The 20464-nt window shown below is 70.9% G+C and carries 15 protein-coding genes; 11 read left to right on the plus strand and 4 right to left on the minus strand.

The genetic code is table 11. The features are described 5' to 3' along the window. Nucleotide 1 precedes the first annotated feature (1 nt). From ACIGDI_RS15545 to ACIGDI_RS15555, 3 genes are read right to left on the minus strand one after another with little or no spacing between them, the layout of a single operon-like run. Nucleotides 2-913, minus strand: coding sequence for an ATP-binding cassette domain-containing protein (locus ACIGDI_RS15545; protein ID WP_399896049.1), 912 nt, complete (start codon nucleotides 911-913; stop codon nucleotides 2-4). 4 nt (nucleotides 914-917) lie between these two features. Beyond that, nucleotides 918-1994: an ABC transporter permease gene (locus tag ACIGDI_RS15550; RefSeq protein WP_200701923.1), complete on the minus strand. Its 1077-nt coding sequence runs from the start codon at nucleotides 1992-1994 to the stop codon at nucleotides 918-920. Next, the gene (locus ACIGDI_RS15555) at nucleotides 1994-3013 is read right to left on the minus strand and encodes a sugar ABC transporter substrate-binding protein (protein WP_362986061.1); all 1020 of its coding nucleotides are present in this window, start codon (nucleotides 3011-3013) and stop codon (nucleotides 1994-1996) included. Before ACIGDI_RS15555 ends, ACIGDI_RS15550 begins: the two co-directional genes overlap by 1 nt. Before the next feature lie 289 nt (nucleotides 3014-3302). Here ACIGDI_RS15555 and iolC point away from each other — a divergent pair, with 289 nt between their 5' ends. The 7 genes from iolC to galE all read left to right on the plus strand — a co-directional run bounded on the left by iolC (nucleotide 3303) and on the right by galE (nucleotide 11515). Continuing rightward, the gene (gene iolC / locus ACIGDI_RS15560; RefSeq protein ID WP_200701925.1) at nucleotides 3303-4265 is read left to right on the plus strand and encodes a 5-dehydro-2-deoxygluconokinase; all 963 of its coding nucleotides are present in this window, start codon (nucleotides 3303-3305) and stop codon (nucleotides 4263-4265) included. 11 nt (nucleotides 4266-4276) lie between these two features. After that, nucleotides 4277-5158 (plus strand): deoxyribose-phosphate aldolase, encoded by an 882-nt coding sequence (locus tag ACIGDI_RS15565; protein WP_399896054.1) that lies wholly within the window; start codon nucleotides 4277-4279, stop codon nucleotides 5156-5158. Between the two features lie 73 nt (nucleotides 5159-5231). Then, entirely contained in the window at nucleotides 5232-6122 is an 891-nt protein-coding gene (gene iolB, locus ACIGDI_RS15570; protein ID WP_399896057.1) for a 5-deoxy-glucuronate isomerase, read from the plus strand. Further along, nucleotides 6122-7999, plus strand: a complete 1878-nt coding sequence (gene iolD / locus ACIGDI_RS15575; RefSeq protein ID WP_399896060.1) for a 3D-(3,5/4)-trihydroxycyclohexane-1,2-dione acylhydrolase (decyclizing) — start codon at nucleotides 6122-6124, stop codon at nucleotides 7997-7999. The genes iolB and iolD overlap by 1 nt, the downstream gene beginning before the upstream one ends. Nucleotides 8000-8027: 28 nt before the next feature. Next, nucleotides 8028-9521, plus strand: coding sequence for a CoA-acylating methylmalonate-semialdehyde dehydrogenase (locus ACIGDI_RS15580; RefSeq protein ID WP_399896063.1), 1494 nt, complete (start codon nucleotides 8028-8030; stop codon nucleotides 9519-9521). Between the two features lie 35 nt (nucleotides 9522-9556). After that, nucleotides 9557-10342 carry a GntR family transcriptional regulator gene (locus tag ACIGDI_RS15585; RefSeq protein WP_399896066.1) on the plus strand — a complete coding sequence of 262 codons (786 nt, stop codon included), beginning with the start codon at nucleotides 9557-9559 and terminating at the stop codon, nucleotides 10340-10342. A gap of 117 nt (nucleotides 10343-10459) precedes the next feature. After that, on the plus strand, nucleotides 10460-11515 hold the full coding sequence (gene galE, locus ACIGDI_RS15590; protein WP_399896068.1) for a UDP-glucose 4-epimerase GalE: 1056 nt from the start codon (nucleotides 10460-10462) through the stop codon (nucleotides 11513-11515). Nucleotides 11516-11602: 87 nt separating this feature from the next. Here galE and ACIGDI_RS15595 read toward each other — a convergent pair whose 3' ends face one another. Then, a complete protein-coding gene (locus ACIGDI_RS15595) occupies nucleotides 11603-13432 on the minus strand; it encodes a glycoside hydrolase family 15 protein (protein WP_399896071.1) in 1830 nt (609 codons plus the stop codon). Nucleotides 13433-14020: 588 nt separating this feature from the next. Between ACIGDI_RS15595 and ACIGDI_RS15600 the strand changes: the two genes are divergently transcribed. From ACIGDI_RS15600 to ACIGDI_RS15615, 4 genes are read left to right on the plus strand one after another with little or no spacing between them, the layout of a single operon-like run. Beyond that, nucleotides 14021-14743 (plus strand): glycosyltransferase, encoded by a 723-nt coding sequence (locus tag ACIGDI_RS15600; protein ID WP_399896074.1) that lies wholly within the window; start codon nucleotides 14021-14023, stop codon nucleotides 14741-14743. Nucleotides 14744-14748: 5 nt separating this feature from the next. After that, complete coding sequence (locus ACIGDI_RS15605; RefSeq protein WP_399896077.1) at nucleotides 14749-16212, plus strand: glycosyltransferase family 4 protein; 1464 nt, start codon at nucleotides 14749-14751, stop codon at nucleotides 16210-16212. After that, entirely contained in the window at nucleotides 16209-18644 is a 2436-nt protein-coding gene (locus ACIGDI_RS15610; protein WP_399896079.1) for a lipopolysaccharide biosynthesis protein, read from the plus strand. Before ACIGDI_RS15605 ends, ACIGDI_RS15610 begins: the two co-directional genes overlap by 4 nt. Next, nucleotides 18641-20464, plus strand: a complete 1824-nt coding sequence (locus tag ACIGDI_RS15615; protein WP_399896082.1) for a glycosyltransferase — start codon at nucleotides 18641-18643, stop codon at nucleotides 20462-20464. Before ACIGDI_RS15610 ends, ACIGDI_RS15615 begins: the two co-directional genes overlap by 4 nt.

Consider the following 20464-nt stretch of genomic DNA (forward strand, 5'->3'; position numbering starts at 1 on the left):
GTCAGGAAGCCCCTTCCGGGGTGCTGACGGGGGCGGTGAGGTCGGCGGCTTCGGGGAGTTCCTCGACGTCGACGCCGCGGACCTGGGCCAGTTCGTGCTTGAGGGCGGCGAGTTCGGCGCCTCCGGCCATGTGGTTGGTCAGCTCGTCGAGGCTGACCTCGTCGCGGGAGGCGTTGAGTTCCATGGTGCCCAGGCGCAGGACGCTGAAGTGGTCGCCGACCATGTAGGCGTGGTGGGGGTTGTGGGTGATGAAGATGACGCCCAGGCCCTTGTCGCGTGCGGCGGCGATGTACTTGAGGACGACGCCGGACTGTTTGACGCCGAGGGCGGCGGTGGGCTCGTCGAGGATGAGGACGCGGGCGCCGAAGTAGACGGCGCGGGCGATGGCGACGCACTGGCGCTGGCCGCCGGAGAGGGTGCCGATGGGCTGTTCGAGGTCGTCCAGGACGATTCCCATGTTGCGCAGCTCGGCGTCCGCGGTCTTCTTCATCGTCTCGATGTCGAGACGGCGCACGGGCCAGGGGCCCTTGGTGATCTCGGAGCCGAGGAAGAAGTTGCGCCACACCGGCATCAGGGGGACGACGGCGAGGTCCTGGTAGACGGTGGCGATACCCTTGTCGAGGGCCTCGCGGGGGGTGGAGAAGCGCACCGGGCGACCGTCGACGAGGAAGTCGCCCTCGGTGTGCTGGTGCAGGCCGGAGATGATTTTGATCAGCGTGGACTTGCCCGCGCCGTTGTCACCGAGCACGCAGGTCACCCGGCCGGGGTGCACCGACAGGCTCACGCCGTGCAGGGCACGGATGTTGCCGTAGGACTTGCCCGCGCCACGCAGTTCGACGATCGGGCCGTCCTCGTCCTGGACCGGGGTGTCCGGCAGGACGGCGCCGTGGGTGGTCGATTCGTTCTTCGTCATCGGGTCACCTCCTGGTCGCCGACTGGCGGACCCACAGATTGATCAACACGGCGCCGAGCAGCATCACGCCCAGGAAGGCCTTGAACCAGTCCGGGTTCCAGCCGGCGTAGACGATGCCCTGCTGCACCATGCCGAACATGAACGCGCCGAAGACCGGGCCGATCGCCGAGCCGTAGCCGCCGGTCAGCAGACAGCCGCCGATCACGGCCGCGGAGATGTAGATCAGCTCGATGCCCACACCCTCGCCGGACTGCACGGTGTTGAAGGTGAACAGCTGGTGCATGCCCACGAACCAGGCGCCCAGGCCGACCAGCATGAACAGGGAGATCTTCGTGAACGTCACGGGCACACCGACCGCCCGCGCGGAGTCCTTGTTCCCGCCCACCGCGAAGATCCAGTTGCCGTACTTCGTGCGCAGCAGCACCCAGGTCGCCAGGGCGGCGAAGACCAGCCAGTAGAACACCGTGATCTTCACCTGGACGCCGCCGATGTCGAACGACGACGCGAAGACCTTGCGCGCCTGGTCGAAACCGTCCATGTTGCTGATGTCGTCGGTGGCGACGTTGGTGGTCACCAGCTTGGTGACCGCGAGGTTGGCGCCCTGGAGGATCAGGAAGGTCCCCAGGGTGACCAGGAAGCTGGGCAGGCCGGTCTTGACGACCATCCAGCCGTTGAAGAAGCCGATCGCCAGGGACACCACGAGCGCGGCGACGACACCGACCCACACGTTCACGGTCAGCTGGTAGGCGAGCATGCTCGCGGTCAGCGCGGAGGTGATGACCGCGACACCGGCCGAGAGGTCGAACTCGCCGCCGATCATCAACAGCGCGACGGGCAGCGTCATGATGCCGATGGTGGACGACTGGTACAGGACCGTCGCCATCGAGCCGCCGTCCCGCACCGGCGGGGCGGCGATCAGGAAGAACACGTACACCGCGGCGGCGCCGAGGAAGACGCCGACCTCCGGGCGGGCCAACAGCCGCAGGGCCAGGGGCCGTTCGGCGGTGCGCCCGTCCGTCTCCTTGGGGCCGGGGGCCGGCGGTGTCTCCACCGCCGGCTCGGCGTGCTGGGTCATGCTCATCACCGGGTTCCGTTGGCGGCGTACTTGGCGACCTGCTCGACGTTGGTCTTGTCGACGAAGGCCGGGCCGGTCAGCACGGGCTGCTCACCACCGCCGCTGTAGTTGCCGTTGTTCTTGTACAGCCACAGCGAGTCGACCGCCAGGTAGCCCTGCAGGTACGGCTGCTGGTCCACCGCGAACTGGATCGTGCCCTTGCTGATGGCCGTCGTCAGGTCCTTGTTGAGGTCGAAGGTGGCGATCTTCGCCTTGCTGCCGGCGTCCGAGACCGACTGGACCGCGGTCAGCGCGAAGGGGGCGCCGAGGGTCGCGACGTAGTCGATGGAGGAGTCCTGCTTGAGCTTGGCGGTGATCGTCGACTTCACCGACGGCATGTCCGTGCCGTTGACGTAGAGGACGTCGGTCTTGCCGGAGAAGGTCTTCTTCACGCCGTCGCAGCGCTGGGTCAGGCCGATGTTGCCCTGCTCCTGGATGACGCAGACGGTGTGCTTGGCGCCGAGGTCGTTCAGCTTCTTGCCGAAGGCCTCGCCGGCCACCGTCTCGTCCTGACCGAAGAACTCCATCAGGCCGAGCTTCTTCCAGTCGCTCAGACCGGAGTTGAGGCCCACGACGGGTATGTTGGCCGACTTCGCCTTGCCGATGACGGTCTTGAGCGCGTCGGGCTTGGCGAGGGTGACGGCGATGCCGTCGACCTTCTGGTCGATCGCGTTCTGAACCAGGTTGGACTGGTTGCCCGCGTTCGGGTCGGCCGAGTACACGAGCTTGATGTTGTCCTTGGCGGCGGCGGCCTCGGCGCCCTTGCGGACGATGTCCCAGAAGGTGTCGCCGGGCGACTGGTGCGTCACCAGAGCGACCGTCATACGGGGCGTGGTGGCCTTGCCGGCGGACGCGTTGGCGCCGCCTTCCTCGGACTTCTTGCCCCCGGAACTGCTGGAGCAGCCTGCGAGGGTCAGGGCAGCCGCCGCAGCCACCGCGACAACGGGGAAGAGTCTGCGGGAGCGGGGGTGAGAAGAACGGTCCATCTTTCCTGGCACCTCACTGTGCTTCGCGGGGGAAAGGGAGAAAAGGATCATCGATGATCCAGGGCCCGGGATCTTGGCATGTCCGAGTCGTTCACGGCAAACGCGGCCTGTTGCGTTGGGACGGGATCAAACCCCCGCCCGCGCCCGCTGTCAATACTTTGTTAAGACATCATTTCACACTCAGGTCCGAATGTAAGTACAAAGTATTGACAGGGCCACCGGTGGAGGCCTACACCTGGGAGGCGGCAGCCCCACCGGGACCCGCACCCCAGCCCGAGGAGCATCACTCATGGCCGAGTCAGCCCCGCCCTTCGACTTGATCACCATGGGCCGCATCGGCGTCGACCTCTACCCTCTCCAGTCCGGCGTCTCCCTGGCCCAGGTGGAGACCTTCGGCAAGTTCCTGGGCGGCTCCGCCGCGAACGTGGCCGTGGCGGCGGCCCGGCTCGGCCGGAACACCGCGGTGATCACCCGCACCGGGGACGACCCCTTCGGCACCTACCTGCACCAGGCGCTCAAGGAGTTCGGCGTCGACGACCGCTGGGTCACGCCCGTCGCCGCATACCCGACACCGGTGACGTTCTGCGAGATCTTCCCTCCGGACGACTTCCCTCTGTACTTCTACCGGCAGCCTAAGGCCCCTGACCTGGAGATACACTCCGAGGGGCTGGACTACTTCGCCATCCGGGCCGCCCGGGTCTTCTGGATCACCGGCACCGGCCTGAGCCAGGAGCCCAGCCGCTCGGCGACGCTGGCCGCCCTCAAGGCCCGCGACCGGGCCGGCACCACGGTCTTCGACCTCGACTGGCGCCCCATGTTCTGGCGGGACCCGGAGGAGGCCCGCCCGTACTACACGGAGGCCCTGCGGCACGCGACGGTCGCGGTCGGCAACCTCGACGAGTGCGAGATCGCCACCGGCGTCCGCGAGCCCCGGGCCTGCGCCGAGGCGCTGCTCGCGGCGGGCGTCGAGCTCGCGGTCGTCAAGCAGGGCCCCAAGGGCGTACTCGCCGTGCACCGCGACGGCACCACCGCGGAGGTCCCGCCCGTGCCGGTCGAGGTGGCCAACGGCCTCGGCGCGGGCGACGCCTTCGGCGGCGCGCTGGTGCACGGTCTGCTGTCCGGCTGGGAATTGGCCGAAATCATGCGGTACGCCAACGCGGCCGGGGCCCTCGTCGCCTCGCGTCTCGCCTGTTCCTCCGCGATGCCCACCGAGGCCGAGGTCGAAGACCTCCTGACCCGCGCCACTTCCTGAACGGAGCCCCTTTGTCGCCCCTCAGCATCTCCGACCTCGTCTCGGTCCGCGCCCAGCGGCCCGAGGCCGTCGCCGAAGCCGCGGCCCGGCGTACGCGCCGCCCGCTCCTCGGCGACAGCGGCCGTCTGATGATCGTGGCCGCCGACCACCCGGCGCGCGGCGCGCTCGGCGTCGGCGGCCGCGGGCTCGCCATGGCCAACCGCGCCGACCTGCTGGAACGCCTGTGCGTCGCGCTGTCCCGGCCGGGCGTGGACGGGGTGCTCGGCACCGCGGACGTCCTGGAGGACCTGCTGCTGCTCGGGGCGCTGGAGAACAAGGTCGTCATGTGCTCGATGAACCGCGGCGGCCTGGCGGGCGCCTCCTTCGAGCTGGACGACCGCTTCACCGGCTACCGCGCCCGCGACATCGCCCGCTTCCGCTTCGACGCGGGCAAGACGCTCACCCGTATCGCCTACGACGACCCGGGCTCGCTCAACACGCTTCAGGCCACGGCCCGCGCGATCGACGAGTGCGCCGAGCACCGGCTGCCCGTCTTCGTCGAGCCGTTCATGTCCGGCCGGATCGACGGCCGGGTCCGCAACGACCTGTCCGCCGAGGCGGTCACCAGGTCGATCGCGATCGCCGCGGGCCTGGGCGGCACCTCCGCCTACACCTGGCTGAAGCTGCCGGTCACCGACGACCCCGACGACATGGGCGAGGTCCTGGAGACCTCCACGCTGCCGGCCGTCCTGCTGGGCGGCGAGGTCGGAGACGACCAGGAAGGCGCCTACGAGCGCTGGCGCAAGGCCCTGCGGCTGCCCACCGTGACCGGCATGGTCGTGGGCCGCTCGCTGCTCTATCCGGCCGAGGGCAGTGTGGAGACGGCGGTGGACACGGCCGTGGGTCTGCTGTGAGACGGAGGAGTGCTGCCGTGACAGGAAGTTCCGCGGTGTCGCGGAGGAGTGCTGTGACAGGGAGGAGTGGCCGATGACGTACCACCTGCCCGCGGGCAAGGCCCTCGGCGGCCCCTACGTCGTCGACGTGACGCCCGAGAAGGCCGGCTGGGGCCACTCGGGCCTGCGTGTGCTGGAGCTGCCGCCGGGCGGCACGCATACCTTCGACACCGGTGAGAGCGAGTGGATCGTGCTGTCGCTCAGCGGCGCCTGCACGGTCGCCGTCGTCGACGACTTCGGCCACGACACCTTCGAACTCACCGGCCGCGCGAGCGTGTTCGACGCGGTCAGCGACTTCGCCTACGCGCCGCGCGACGCCCGTACGACGGTGTCGTCGGCCGGCGGCGGGCGGTTCGCGCTCACCGGGGCGCGCTGCACCCGGCGGCTGCCCGCCCGTTACGGACCGGCCTCCGCCGTCCCCGTGGAGCTGCGCGGCACCGGCAGCTCTTCGCGCCAGGTCAACAACTTCGGCGCGGCCGGGGTGTTCGAGTGCGACAAGCTCATCGCCGTCGAGGTGATCACACCGGGCGGCAACTGGTCGTCCTTCCCACCGCACAAGCACGACGAGCACCGCCCGGGCGAGGAGTCCGTCCTGGAGGAGATCTACTACTTCGAGTTCGCCTCCCACGACGGAATCCCGGGACTCGGCTACCAGCGGGTGTCCCCCTCGGGCCACGGCCGCAACACCGACGTCCTGGCCGAAGTACGGGACGGAGACGTCGTGTTGATCCCCGACGGCTGGCACGGGCCCTCCATGGCCGTGCCCGGCCACCACATGTACTACCTCAACGTCATGGCGGGCCCCGAGCCCGAGCGCGCCTGGCTGATCTGCGACCACCCCGATCACGCCTGGGTCCGCGACAGTTGGCCCGACCAACCGGTCGACGCACGCCTCCCCCTCTACACGGCCCCGGAGAAGTCCTGATGAGCACCCCCACCCGCCGCCTGACCGTCGCCCAGGCCCTGGTGCGCTTCCTGTCCGCGCAGTACACCGAGCGCGACGGCGTGCGCCACCGGCTGATCGCGGGCACCTGGGGCATCTTCGGCCACGGCAACGTCGCCGGGATCGGCCAGGCCCTGCTGGAGGCGGGCGACGACGTCATGCCGTACCACCAGGGCCGCAACGAGCAGTCCATGGTGCACGCGGCCGTCGGACACGCGCGCCAGCTCAACCGTCTCTCCGCGCAGGCGGTGACGACGTCCATCGGACCCGGCGCCACCAACCTGGTCACCGGCGCCGCCCTGGCCACCATCAACCGGCTGCCGGTCCTGCTGCTGCCCGGCGACTACTTCGCCTCGCACGCCCCGGACCCGCTGCTGCAGCAGCTGGAGCACCCCACCGAGGCGGACGTGTCCGTCAACGACACCCTGCGTCCGGTGTCGCGGTACTTCGACCGGGTCACGCGTCCCGAGGCCCTGATCCCGTCGGCGCTGAACGCCATGCGGGTGCTCGCGGACCCGGCGGAGACCGGCGCGGTCACCCTCGCCCTCCCGCAGGACGTCCAGGCCGAGGCCCACGACTGGCCGGAGGAGTTCTTCGCCGAGCGCGTGTGGCACGTACGGCGTCCCGCGCCCGACCCCTACGAGCTGGCGGAGGCGGTGGCGGCGATCCGGGCCGCCGAGCGCCCGCTGATCGTCGCGGGCGGCGGCGTCCACCACAGCGAGGCCGAGGACGCGCTGAAGGCGCTGGTGGAGGCCACAGGCATCCCGGTCGCCTCGACCCAGGCGGGCAAGGGCTCGCTGCGCTACGACCACCCGGCCGACCTCGGGGGCATCGGACACACCGGCACGGCGGTCAGCGACGACGTCGCGCGCACGGCCGACCTGGTGATCGGCGTCGGCACCCGCTACACGGACTTCACGACCGCTTCCGGCACGCTCTTCCAGAACCCGGCCGTGCGGTTCGTCAACCTCAACATCACGGCGTTCGACGCTCACAAGCTGTCGGCCCGGACGCTGGTGTGCGACGCGCGCGCCGGGCTCACGGCGTTGACCGAGGCGTTGGCGGATCACCGTGTGAGCTCGGTTCACGAGGCGGCGTACCGCGAAGGCAAGGAACGCTGGGAGCAGGTCGTCGACGCCGCCTACACGGCCGCCGACGAGAACGCCGTCCCCACTCAGACCCAGGTCCTCGGCGCCTTGGACGCGGTCGTCGGCGACGAGGACGTGGTGATCAACGCGGCCGGCTCGCTCCCCGGCGACCTGCACAAGCTCTGGCGGGCCCGCAGCCCCCGCCAGTACCACCTGGAGTACGGCTACTCCTGCATGGGCTACGAGATCCCGGCCGGCATCGGCGTCCAGCAGGCCGCGCCCGGCACCCCGGTCTGGTCCCTGGTCGGCGACGGCACCTATCTGATGATGCCGACCGAGATCGTCACCGCCGTCCAGGAGGGCCTGCCGGTCAACCTCGTCCTCATCCAGAACCACGGCTACGCCTCCATCGGCGGCCTGTCCGAGACGGTCGGCGGTGAGCGCTTCGGCACGGCGTACCGCTACCGTGCCGCCGACGGCACCTTCTCAGGCGCCCCGCTCCCCGTCGACCTGGCCGCCAACGCGGGCAGCCTCGGCATGGACGTCCTGCGCGCCAAGACGGTCCGTGAACTGCGCGAGGCGCTCGCCGCGGCCCGCGCCTCCGACCGCCCGACCTGCGTCTACGTCGAGACCGACACCGCCGGCCCGGCCGCTCCCCCGGCCGAGGCCTGGTGGGACGTCCCGGTCGCCGAGACGGCCACCCGCGAGGCCGCCGTACGGGCCCGCGCGGAGTACGACCGCCAGGTCGCCGACCGCCGCCACCACCTCTGAACCCCCGTCGCTGAAAGGCCCCCGCACCATGAAGACCATCACCCACTGGATCGGCGGCAAGCCCGTCGAGTCCGCCTCCGGCCGCTTCGGCGCCGTCTACAACCCGGCGACCGGCGCGCAGGAGAAGCAGGTCGGGTTCGCCACCCTCGACGAGGTGGACGCCGCCGTGGCCTCCGCGAAGGCCGCCTTCGAGACCTGGGGCACCTCGTCCCTGGCCAAGCGCACGGCGGTCCTGTTCAAGTACCGCGAGCTGCTGGACGCCCACCGCGACGAGATCGCCGCGCTGATCACCGCGGAGCACGGCAAGGTGCACTCCGACGCGCTCGGCGAGGTCGCGCGCGGCATGGAGATCGTCGAGCTGGCCTGCGGGATCAGCGTGCAGCTGAAGGGCGAGCTGTCGACGCAGGTCTCCACCCGCGTGGACGTCGCCTCCATCCGGCAGCCGCTCGGCGTGGTCGCGGGCATCACGCCGTTCAACTTCCCGGCCATGGTGCCGATGTGGATGTTCCCCCTCGCCATCGCGTGCGGGAACACCTTCGTGCTCAAGCCCAGCGAGAAGGACCCGTCGGCCTCCTTCCGGCTGGCCGAGCTGGCCGCCGAGGCGGGCCTGCCGGACGGTGTGCTGAACGTCGTGCAGGGCGACAAGGTGGCCGTGGACCGCCTGTTGGAGCACCCGGACGTCGAGGCCGTGTCCTTCGTCGGCTCGACGCCGATCGCGAAGTACATCCAGCTGAAGGCGGTCGAGCACGGCAAGCGCGTGCAGGCGCTGGGCGGTGCCAAGAACCACATGCTGGTCCTGCCCGACGCCGACCTGGACTTCGCGGCCGACCAGGCGATCAACGCGGCCTACGGCTCCGCGGGCGAGCGGTGCATGGCGGTGTCGGTCGTGGTCGCCGTCGGCGACACGGGCGACGAACTGGTCGGCAAGATCGCCGAGCGGGCGAAGAACCTGAGGATCGGCCCCGGGAACGACCCGGGCTCCGAGATGGGCCCGCTGATCACCCGCGAGCACCGCGACAAGGTGGCCTCGTACGTGTCCTCGGCCGCCGAGCAGGGCGCCGAGGTCGTGGTGGACGGCACCGGGTACACGGTCGAGGGCCACGAGGACGGCTTCTTCCTCGGCGTCTCCCTCCTCGACAGGGTGCCGCTGACGGCGGACGCCTACCGGGACGAGATCTTCGGCCCCGTCCTGGTGGTGGTCCGCGCGGAGTCGTACGACGAGGCGATCAAGCTGATCAACGACTCCCGCTGGGGCAACGGCACCGCGATCTTCACCCGGGACGGCGGCGCCGCCCGCCGCTTCCAGCTGGAGGTCAAGGCGGGCATGGTCGGCGTGAACGTGCCGATCCCCGTGCCCGTCGGCTACCACTCCTTCGGCGGCTGGAAGGACTCCCTCTTCGGCGACCTGCACGTCTACGGAAACGACGGCATCGCCTTCTACACCCAGGGCAAGGTGATCACCACGCGCTGGCCCGACCCGGCCGACGCGGGCATCAACCTCGGTTTCCCCAGCCACTCCTGACAGCCCGTCAACTTCCATCGGAGGGAGGTACGTCCATGGCGAAGACCCGTGGCGCGACCCGTGCCGCGAACGCCCCCGCGCTCGACTCCCTGGACTTCGCCCTGGACCGGGGCAGTCCGGTGCCGCTGTACTACCAGCTCGCCCAGCAGCTGGAGGCGGCCATCGAGCACGGGGCCCTCGCCCCGGGGAACCTCCTGGGCAACGAGATCGACCTCTCGACCCGTCTGGGCCTGTCCAGACCCACGGTCCGCCAGGCCATCCAGTCCCTGGTCGACAAGGGCCTGCTGGTGCGCCGCCGGGGCGTGGGCACCCAGGTCGTGCACAGCCAGGTCAAGCGTCCGCTGGAGCTCTCCAGCCTCTACGACGACCTGGAGGCGGCCGGCCAGGGCCCCACCACCCAGGTGGTGCGCAACGAGCGCCGGCCCGCCGCACCGGAGGTGGCGGCCGCGCTCGGCATCGCCGAGGGCAGCGAGGTGATCGTCCTGGAGCGGCTGCGGCTCACCCACGGCCAGCCGGTGGCGCTGCTGTGCAACTACCTGCCGGCGACGCTGCTCGACCTCGACTCCGAACGCCTGGAGGCGACGGGCCTGTACCGCGTGATGCGCACCGCCGGCATCACCCTGCACAGCGCCCGCCAGACCATCGGCGCCCGTTCCGCCACGGCCGACGAGGCCTCCCGCCTCGACGAACGGGAGGGGGCCGCCGTACTGACCATGCAGCGCACGGCGTACGACGACACGGGGCGTCCGGTGGAGTACGGGACGCACATCTACCGGGCGTCGCGCTACGCCTTCGACTTCCAGTTGCTGGTCAGGCCCTGACGAGGGCCTCCGGCACCGGGGCGCCTGGCCCATCGTGCTTGACGTGAGGCGTCAGCAGGAGAAATATCGTACGCATACGCCGTAAATGTACGCAGCACGATGAAGGGTCGAGCGCCCATGAGTGCACCGTCAACAGTCCTGGTCACGGGTGGGGCGGGCTTCATCGGCAGTCACACGTGCGTCAACCTGCTGGATCACGGTTACGAGTTGATCGTCGTCGACGACTACTCGAACAGCTCGCCGCAGGTCTTCTCGCGGGTGGAGCGGATCGCCGGCCGCTTCGCCGGCGCCGTCTACGAACTGGACATCCGGGACCGCCACGCCCTGTCGGCGGTCTTCGCCCGGCACTCCGTGGACGCGGTGGTACACCTGGCCGCCGCCAAGTCCGCGAGTCGGTCGCTGATGACGCCCGTCGAGTACTACGACACCAACGTCGGCGGCACGACCGCGCTGCTGCACACGATGCACGAGCATGGAGTGCACCGCCTGATCTTCTCCTCCGCCTCCGCGATCTACGGCGACGCCGGCACCGGTCCACTCGACGAGGCCACTCCCGCCCGGCCCACCAGCCCGTACGCGGCGTCCAAGTGGGCCTGCGAGCAGATCCTCGCCGACGTCTGCCGCCGCCGCCCCGAGTACACGGTGCTGTGCCTGCGCTACTGCAACCCGGCAGGCGCCCATCCCAGTGGCCTGCTCGGCGAGGATCCGCGCGCGGCGCCCGAGAACCTGATCCCGTCGCTGGCCCAGGTGGCGATCGGCCGCCGGGAACGGCTTCGCGTCTTCGGCACCGACTACCCCACACGCGACGGGACCACGGTGCGCGACTACACCCATGTCATGGACACCATCGAGGCACATCGCGTCGCACTCGACCACCTCGCGGACGCGCCCGGCATGCACGTGTACAACCTGGGCACGGGCAAGGGCAGCACGGTCCTCGAGGTCGTCGCCGCTTTCTCCGGGGTGTGCGGCTACCCCATTCCATTCGAGGCCGCACCACGACGCCCGGGTGACGTGGCCGAACGCGTCGCCGACGCGACCCTCGCGGCGCGCGCCTGGGGCTGGCGTGCCACACGGAACCTCGACGACATCTGCCGGGACGCCTGGCGGTTCCAGCAGCTCAATCCCCGCGGCTACGAGAGTTCCCCGCGGCGCCCCGAGACGAAGAGCTGAGCCTCCTGACCGGCGTGCGCGTTCCACCGGCGGGCACACGGGGGTCGAACGCGTCGAGGGGATCGTCCACCTCGCCCGCACGCGACCTCACCTGCGCCGGACCGGCGTCGCCGGGCCGTGGGGCCTCGTGGCGGAGGGCGTCGGCGACAGGGCGAACGCCGTCTCCACGACAGCGGCGTGGCTGAACGCCGTCGGCGCGTTGCCCAGTTGGCGTCCCTCGTCGGGGTCCCACTGCTCGGCGAGCAGACCGACGTCGTTGCGGACGGCGAGGAGGCGTTCGAAGGCGGCGCGGGCCTGCTGCGGATGCCCGGTCGCGGCGAGGCACTGGGCGTACCACAGGGAACACGACACGAAGGCGCCCTCGGAGCCCCGGATACCGTCCGGCCCGTGCACGGCGCCGCCGGAGTCGTACCGCCGCACGAATCCCCCGTGGGTCAGCCGGCGCATGGCGCGTACGGTGCCGCGCACCCGCTCGTCGGTGGCGGGCAGGAAGCCGAGCCGGGGGATGAGCAGTGCCGAGGCGTCGAGGGCCGACGAACCGTAGGACTGCACGAAGGACCGCTGCCGCGCGTCCCATCCCTTGCGGCAGACTTCGCGGTGAACTTCGTCGCGCATGGCCCGCCACACATCCGAGGATCCGTTTCTGCCGAGCAGCAGCCCCATGCGCAGAGCACGGTCGGCGGCCACCCAGACCATGACCTTGGAGTGCACGAACTGCCTCTGCGGCCCCCGCACCTGCCACAGCCCCTGGTCCGGCCGACGCCAGTGCCGTTCGAGGTGGCCCATGAGCACCTCGACCAGGTCCCACAAGTGCGCGGGCATGAGGATTCCGGCCCGGAGCGAGAGCCAGAGTGTGTCCATGACCTCGCCGTACACATCCAGCTGGAAGTGGCTCGTCGCCGAGTTGCCGAACCGGACCGGCCGGGAATCCTCGTAGCCGGTCAGCCACGGCGCCTCGGTCTCCGTCAGGAGCCGTTGGCCCTCGACGCCGTACACCGTCTGCAGATGGTCGGGGTCACCCGCGACCGCCCGTACCAGCCAGTCCAGCCAGGCCGTGGACTCCTCCCGGTAACCGCTGCGCAGCAGGCACGACAGGGTCAGGGTGGAGTCACGCAGCCAGCAGTAGCGGTAGTCCCAGTTGCGCTCGCCGCCCACGCGGCCGGGGAGCGAGGTGGTGGGTGCGGCGATGATGCCGCCCGTGGGCGCGTAGGTGAGCGCCTTGAGGGTGATCAGGGAACGCATCACCGCGTCCCGCCACGGCCCCTCGTAGCGGCACTGGGCGCTCCAGCGCCGCCAGAAGTCACTGGTCTCCTTCAGCGCGGTCTCCGCCGGGACGGACAGCTGCGGCGGCGGCTCGGTCAGGTGCGACGGCGACCAGACCAAGGTCAGGGCCAGCCTCCGGCCTGCCGGGACCACGAAATCGCGCACCGTGTCGTGCTCGTCGCCGGGCATGTTCACCGGCCCGTCCGCGTGCAGCCAGACGGCGTCCGGCCCGGCCACCGCCAAGGTGCCGGATTCGACGGCCCGGACCCACGGCAGGACACGGCCCTGGTGGAACCGCACGCGCAGGTCGCTGCGCATGGTGACCGAACCCCGCAGACCCTCCACGACGCGGATCACGCACGGTGACTGCGTACGCGGCGGCATGAAGTCGATGACCCGCACGGCGCCGGCCGCGCTGTGCCACTCCGATTCCAGGATCAGCGTGTCCCCCCGGTACGCCCGACGGGTGCAGCGGCGTCCGGCGACGGGAGCCACCCGCCAGAACCCGTTGTCCCGCGTGCCCACGAGCGCGGCGAAACACGCCGGCGAGTCGAACCGGGGCAGGCACAGCCAGTCGATCGACCCGTCCCTGCCGACCATGGCGGCGGTTTCCAGGTCGCTGAGCAGGGCGTAGTCCTCGATGGGCGCATTCATGACGGGAGTCGCTCCCAGTCAGTGCGTTCTTGGCGGTGCCGCGGGCCCGGGACAAAGGTCCCCTTTCGCATCACGACCACCACCGGTGGGAGTAGGGCTTTAGACGTATATTTACGGCATATATGTACACAGTCTCTCTCTTGATCCGTCGCGTCAACCGAACTCGGGTGCAGCTCTCCTTGACTTTGGGACGAGTCGAGTCGAATGTGTATATATACACCGTAAGCTTCGCATAGAGACGTATTTCGACGTGTATGTTCCATCAAGTCGAAACCCGACCGCTCTCGCTCCCCACCCCCTGCGTCGCGCAACAGACTGGCCGGCACGCCTGTCGCCGCGCCCCGCGTGCGACCGCTCCCCCCGGGGCGTCGGCGGCCGCCGTCTCTCCGACAGGATCGGGTCGACGATCACCCGCCACGGCGGCGTACCCGGGCGCTGCTGTCCGCCGTACCACCACCGGCTCCACGCATCCGTCTCGCGATCAACCGGCCGCCGTCGCACCCGCGACTCGGGAACCCCCCACCCGGGCGGCGATCCGGATCCAGCCGGCGCAGCCCGGCGGCACCCCCCGGAAGGCGGCACTGTCCGATGACTTCCTCACTCGTCCGCCCCGCGGTGGACCTGGAGCTGATCTTCCCGGCATTCAACGAGGAACACCGTCTGCCGTCCACCATCGAGGCCACGGTCGACCACCTCTCCGAACGGTCCTGGGCCTCCGCGATCGTGGTCGTGGACAACGACAGCGCCGACGGAACGCATGACATCGTGGAGCGCTTCGCCCGCGCGCCCGTCCCGGTGTACGCCATCGGCTGCAGCGACCACGGCAAGGGAGCCGCCGTCCGCCGGGGCATCTCCACCTCCTCGGCCCGGTACGTCGGGTTCGCCGACGCCGACTGCGCCACCCCCATCGAGACGCTCGACCCCGTGATGGCGCTGCTCGCGGAAGGTCACGCGGCGGTCATCGCCTCCCGCCGCGCTCCGGGCGCGACCTACGAGATCGAGCAGTCCGCGCTGCGCCGCTGCGGCGGCTGGATCTTCCGACGGCTGGCCCGCATGTCCCTCCCCGACATCGCCGACACGCAGTGCGGCTTCAAGTTCTTCAGCGGCCCCCTCATCCGTGAGGTCGTCGGTGGCTGCCACGTCGACGGGTTCGCCTTCGACGTGGAGATCCTCACCCGCCTCGCGCGCCACGGACACCGAGTCACAGAAGTACCGGTCGCCTGGTGCGACGTCCCGGGATCGACGTTCTCGGCCCGCCGCGACGGGCTGCGCTCGATGGCCGACCTGATCCGGATCTCGATAGCGCGGTGACCGCCATGACTGCACTGACCGAGCTCGCCCGAGCCGACATCCTCTTCCTCAACTGGCGCGATCCCTCCCACCCGCAGGCCGGCGGCGCCGAGGCGTTCTGCTGGGAGACCGCCCGCCGTTTCAGCGAGGCCGGTGCCCACGTCACGGTGTTCACCGCGCGCCACCCCGGATCCGCACCCCTCTCGGTGTCCGACGGCATACGGATTCTGCGCGGCGGCGGCACCTACGGCGTCTATGCGGCGGCCGCCCGGCATCTGCTGCGCCACCGGCACGCCTACGACGCCGTCATCGACTGCCAGAACGGCATCCCGTTCTTCTCGCCGCTGTTCACGCCGCACTGGACCGCCGACCTGTGCGTCGTGCACCACGTCCACCAGAGCCAGTTCGACATGCTGCTGCCCCGGCCGCTGAACCTCGTCGGCAGGTTCCTGGAGAAGCGGGTCAGCCGTCGCGTCTACCACGGGCGGCCGGTCGTCGTGGTCTCTCCGTCCACCCTGGAGGGGATCCGGCGCGAACTCGGCTTCCGCAACCCGGTCTACATCGTGCCCAACGGCAGCTCGCTCGACGGTGCGTTCCGTGGATCGGACGGGCCTCCCCGCGTTGCGCGCAGCCGGACGCCGGCCATCGCGGTCGTCAGCAGGCTCGTACCCCAGAAGCGACTGGACCTGTTGGTCCAGGCCATGCCCGCCCTGATGCACAAGATGCCAGGGATACGGCTCGACATCGCCGGAGACGGCGGCGAACTACCCCGTCTGCGCAAGCTCGCGCAGCGGATCGGTGTCTCGGACGCGGTCGCGTTCCACGGTCGGGTGAGCGACGACCGCAAGTGGGAGCTGCTCTCCCGGGCATGGCTCACCGTCGTCCCGTCCGTCGCCGAAGGCTGGGGTCTCACCGTCATCGAGGCCAACGCGGTCGGCACTCCCGCCGTCGCCTTCGACGTGCCGGGTCTGCGCGACGCGGTCCGGCCCGGCCGCACCGGATGGCTTCTGCCACCCGAGTCGGACCTGGCCGGCGCGGTCGCCGACGCACTGGCGGAGCTCACCGACGCGGACGTGCGGCAGCAGATGGCGCAGCGGTGCCTGTCGTGGGCCGCGACCTTCTCCTGGGAGGCCACGGCGGAGCGACTTGCCGCAGTGGTCCTGGAGGAGATGGCGCGGATCCGACGCCATCGGCGCTCGCGCCGCCGACCGAGCGATCTCTGCGTCATCGGCAGCTTCCGGGTGGCGGACGGCAACGCGATGGAGCAGGTCCTGCGGCACGCCCTGCGACTGACCGACGCCTGGAACCGGTGCGGCGACACCTTCCGGGTGCTGCTGCACGGCTGCGACGAGGTTCGCGCCGCGCGGGCCTTTCGGCGCCTGGACGTGAAGCCCAGCGAACTCACCCTGGCCAGCCGCCGGGACGTCCTGGTGGGAACCGCCGAACCCACAGCCGGCACCCCCAGCGAAAGCGACCGCACCACGCCATGACCTCCACACGCGTCTCCGCTCCCCCAACGGCCGCACGGCCGGACGATGTCACGGCCGTGCAGGGAGCCCGCTGGGTCACCGCCGCGTGGCTGACCATCGGAGCCCTCAACTACGGTTACGCGCTGCTGCTGACGCGGTTGCTGGACGTGGACGACTTCGCGACCTTCGCCGCGGGACAGGGACTGGTGCTGTGCGCGGCGACCATCGCTCTCGTCGCCATCCCCTGGGTGCTGGCTCAGGCCCTGGCACGCGCGCGTTCGGAGTCCGAACGCGGCGATGCCGTGAGGTTCTCCGTGGTGATCGCGGTGACCGGCGGCGTACTGGCCGGCGCTGTGGTCGCCCTCGTGGCCACGCGGTTCGCCGGCGCGGCCACGGTCGCCGCGCTCGGCGTCGTCACTCTGCTGATCTACGTCACGCGGGTCAGCGGTGGCTGGCTCCAGGGCACCGAACGGATGCGGACCCTGGCAGGCGTCCTCACCGGTGAGGCGGCCCTGAAGGTCGGCGTCGGCCTGTTCCTCGTCTCGGTGCTGGGGCTCGGTGCCACCGGCGCCCTGGCAGCGTTCGGGATCGCGGCGCTCCCCCTCCTGATCTGGTGGCCCTACCGGATGACCCGCGGCGGCGGGCGGTGGGCCCAGGCACGGGGCAACCGCGACCTGTGGCGCCGCGCGATCGAACTGGGCACCGTGCAGAGCCTGGTGGCCCTGATGGCCACCATCGACCTGGTCCTGGTCACGCTGCTTCCGGCCGGCGCGGCCGCCACCGCGAGCTATCAGGCGAGCGTGATGATGGGCCGGGCGCCGCTCTTCCTGGCCAGCGCCGTCTCCGTGGCCTTCTTCCCCGCGCTGTCCCGGCGCCGTATGGGAACACCGCTGGCCGCGAACGCCATGCGGATGTATCTCATCGTCGCCCTCCCGGTCGCGGCCGTCTACGCCACCACCCCGCCGGCGGTACTCGACGTGATCTTCCCGGCGGACTACGGCATGTTGAGCAGGCTCGTCATGTTCACCGCGGTGTCGGGGTTCGCCATCGGCGGCATCAACCTCGTCTCCACTTTCTTCCAGGCCGTCAACGACCAGTCCTGCCAGTCCCGTCAGGCCGTCGGAGTGCTGCTGTTCGTCGCGGGCCTGGTGATCGGCTGGCGGGCCGGAGGCGTACTCGGACTGGCGATCGGCGGCTGCTGCGGTGCTGTGGCGGCGCTGCTGCTGCTGGTGCGTCTTCTGGTGCGCAGGCAGGGATTCCGCGTGTTCGCGCAACTGCCGCTGGTCGAGCCGCTCCTCGTCACCTGCGTGCTCGTGGCACTGCGTCCGGTTCCCGCGGCGTGGCTGGTCGCCGCGACGGCCACCGGAATCCTGGCGGCCGTGCGCTTCCTCGGCCACCGGGCGACGGCCACAGCGCCCGGGGTGTCGGAGGGTTCGGGACCCCGGCAGGGCACTCCGGCACAGGCCGCTGGAGCGGCCGGTGTCAGCGCGGGCGCCGACCGTGATCCCGGCGGGGACGGCCCACGCCCCGGTGCCGTACGCCTCCGCGAGGACACCGCTTGCGCCCGGCTTCTCCTCGACGCCGTGTGGCGCCATGACGTCAGGACCGCGGGCGAGGACGAACTGCGGAGCGCGCTGGCGGTCGCCCGTGACAGCAACACCGAAGCCCTCCTCGCCCGGTGCTATCCGCGCCAACTGGCCGAGACCGTGGCCGAGGTGGAGCAGCGCGACGTGGCCTTCCGAAGCGGTGTGCGCGAGGCGACCGAGCTGCTGCTGGCCGTGGGAATCCCGAGTGTCCTGATCAAGGCGGACGGGCCGGGCGAGCACGTGGGCGGCGACTTCGATCTGGTGGTCCCCGACGGCCGGTGGGCAGCGGCGGCCGACGCCCTATCCGGCTGGTCCGTGCGCCGCGACCGGTACTGGCTGGAGCGTTCGACCAAGGTGCTGCTGTGGCCGCGGAGCGGACCGGCCGCCCACCTGCACGCTTCCGTGTGCTGGTTCGGCGTTCCGGTGATGGCCAACGACCGGCTGTTCGCCCGCGCGCTGACCGCGGACGACCGGCCCTGGCTGGAGCCCCGCCCCGCCGACCGGCTGCGCATCTGGCTGGCCCACGCGCTCTTCCAGAACCTGTCCTTCGAGCTGTCGGAGCTCCTTGCCATCAGGCCGCTGTTGCGGCCGGACGTGATGGCGGAGGCCTGGTGGGAGTCGGCCCGGGAAGGCTGGGGCACCGCCCACAGCCAAGCCCTGGCCACCGCCATGGAGGCCGTCCGACGGCTCGACCGGGGTGAGTTCGTCTCCCTGCCCGTTCCCCTGCCGACCCGGGTCTCGCTTCACGTGGCGGTGGAGCACACCCCCCGTCTGCTGCGCGAGGGCCGCATCGAAGGCGCCGTCCGAGAGGCCGCGCTCAGGATCCCGCTGTACGTGACGAAGAGCCGAAAGGCGGGCGCCTCATGACCGGCCCGCAGCACTCCGCACCTCGCCTCCCGACCCCCGGCCGACTGCTGGTGGCGGTGTCCGGCCCCGACGATTCCGGCAAGACCACGCTGGTGGACCAGGTCGTGGCGACGCTGCGGCAGCGGGGCTGCACGGTCACGAGGACCTACTGCTACGGCTGCGTGATGTGCCGCCGCTTCCCGGGACGACCCCGATCCGGGCGCCCGACGGGCCCGTCGTCGCAGCCGGGAACCTGGTTCGACGCCGTCCATGCCCGCGTCGACGCGTCCGAGACCGCCCTGCGGCTGGCCGGCGCCCGGATGCGGGCCACCGTGCGCCGCCTGGCACTGCGCCGTCCGAGCGTGATCCTCACCGACCGGGGACCGCTCGACTCGCTGGCCAAGTTCGATCCCCCGGCGGGCTCCCGGACCGCCGCGCTCTTCCGCCGCCTGGCCGGCGCGTACGACATGACGCTGCTGCTCCAGAGTCATGCCGTCGAGGAGCCGGCGGGCGACGCTGCGGACGGGAGGGAACCAGGACGGCACTGGCAGGAACGCTATCGCCGCTGGGCGCGCTCCTCGGCCGACGTGGTCGGCCTCGACGCGCGCGCCACCACGCCCGCTCTTGCCGCGGACGCCGCCTTCCGGCTCATGGCGGCGCGCGGGAACGCGCTGCGTGAGCGGCAGACCCACGCCGACTCCCCCGACGGGCCCGCAACACCCTCGCGAAGGCGGGTGGTCCTCTCCGCCTTCGACACCGTCCAGAGCACCGACTACCGCGGCGGCGGATCGGTCGTGATCGACCATGTGGCCCGACGCCTGGCTCAGGAGTACGACGTCACCGTCGTCACCGCGGCCCGCCACGGCGGAACACAGGTGCGCGACGGGCTGCGGTACCGCTTCGTACCCGTCTGCCGGGCCGGTCCGCGGGCCGCCCAGCTGCTGTTCCAGGCGGTGCTTCCCCTCGTCGCCCGGAGGGTCCCGCACGACGTGTGGCTGGAGAACTTCACTCCCCCGTTCACCACGGGTCTGCTGCCCCTCTTCGCCCGGAAGCCCGTCATCGGGATCAACCAGTGCCGGTGCAGCGACGCCACCTGGCGGAAGTACCACATCCCCGTCTTCCCCATCGAACGCCGTGCCCTGCGCCGCTACCGGGACCTGGTCGTCCTCAACCAGGCGGATGCCGCCGACCTCCGGCGGCACAGTCCGAAGGCGGCGGTACACCTGATCGAGAACGGTGTGGACCAACGGCACGTCGAGGAGGACGAGTTCGGCGGCGGTGGAAGCATCCTCTTCCTGGGCCGGGTCGACGTGAAGCTCAAGGGACTCGACCTGCTGCTGGCGGCGTACGCGGCGGCTGCCCCGCCCCTGCCGCTGTGCATCGTCGGACACGGCACGGCGGCCGAGGAGCGCAGGGTGGAGTCACTGCTCGCCCGAACGGGCGGGAACGTCCGCCGACTCGGCTTCGTCGCCTCGGAACGCAAGGAGCAACTGCTCAGGGAGAGCGCCTTCATGGTCATGCCCTCGCGCAGCGAGGCGTTCGGGCTCGTCGCGCTCGAGAGCATGGCCCACGGCAAACCGGTGCTCCACTTCGACCTGCCCTCCCTGGACTGGATGGAGGGCAAGGGGACCATCGGCGTTCCCTGCTTCGACGTCGACCGGATGGCCGAGGAGATCGGCCGGCTCGCCGCGGACGCGGACCTCCGCCGTGCGCTGGGCCGTCAGGCGTACGCGGCGGCACGGCACTACACGTGGGAGGCGATGGCCGACCGGTACCTGACCACGGTGCGCGACGTACTCGCGTCGTCCGCCACGGCCCGAAGTTCTCAGCGCGGGAGGTGA

Origin of the sequence: Streptomyces sp. NPDC085900, assembly GCF_044540925.1 — a bacterium.
Lineage (GTDB): Bacteria > Actinomycetota > Actinomycetes > Streptomycetales > Streptomycetaceae > Streptomyces > Streptomyces gilvifuscus.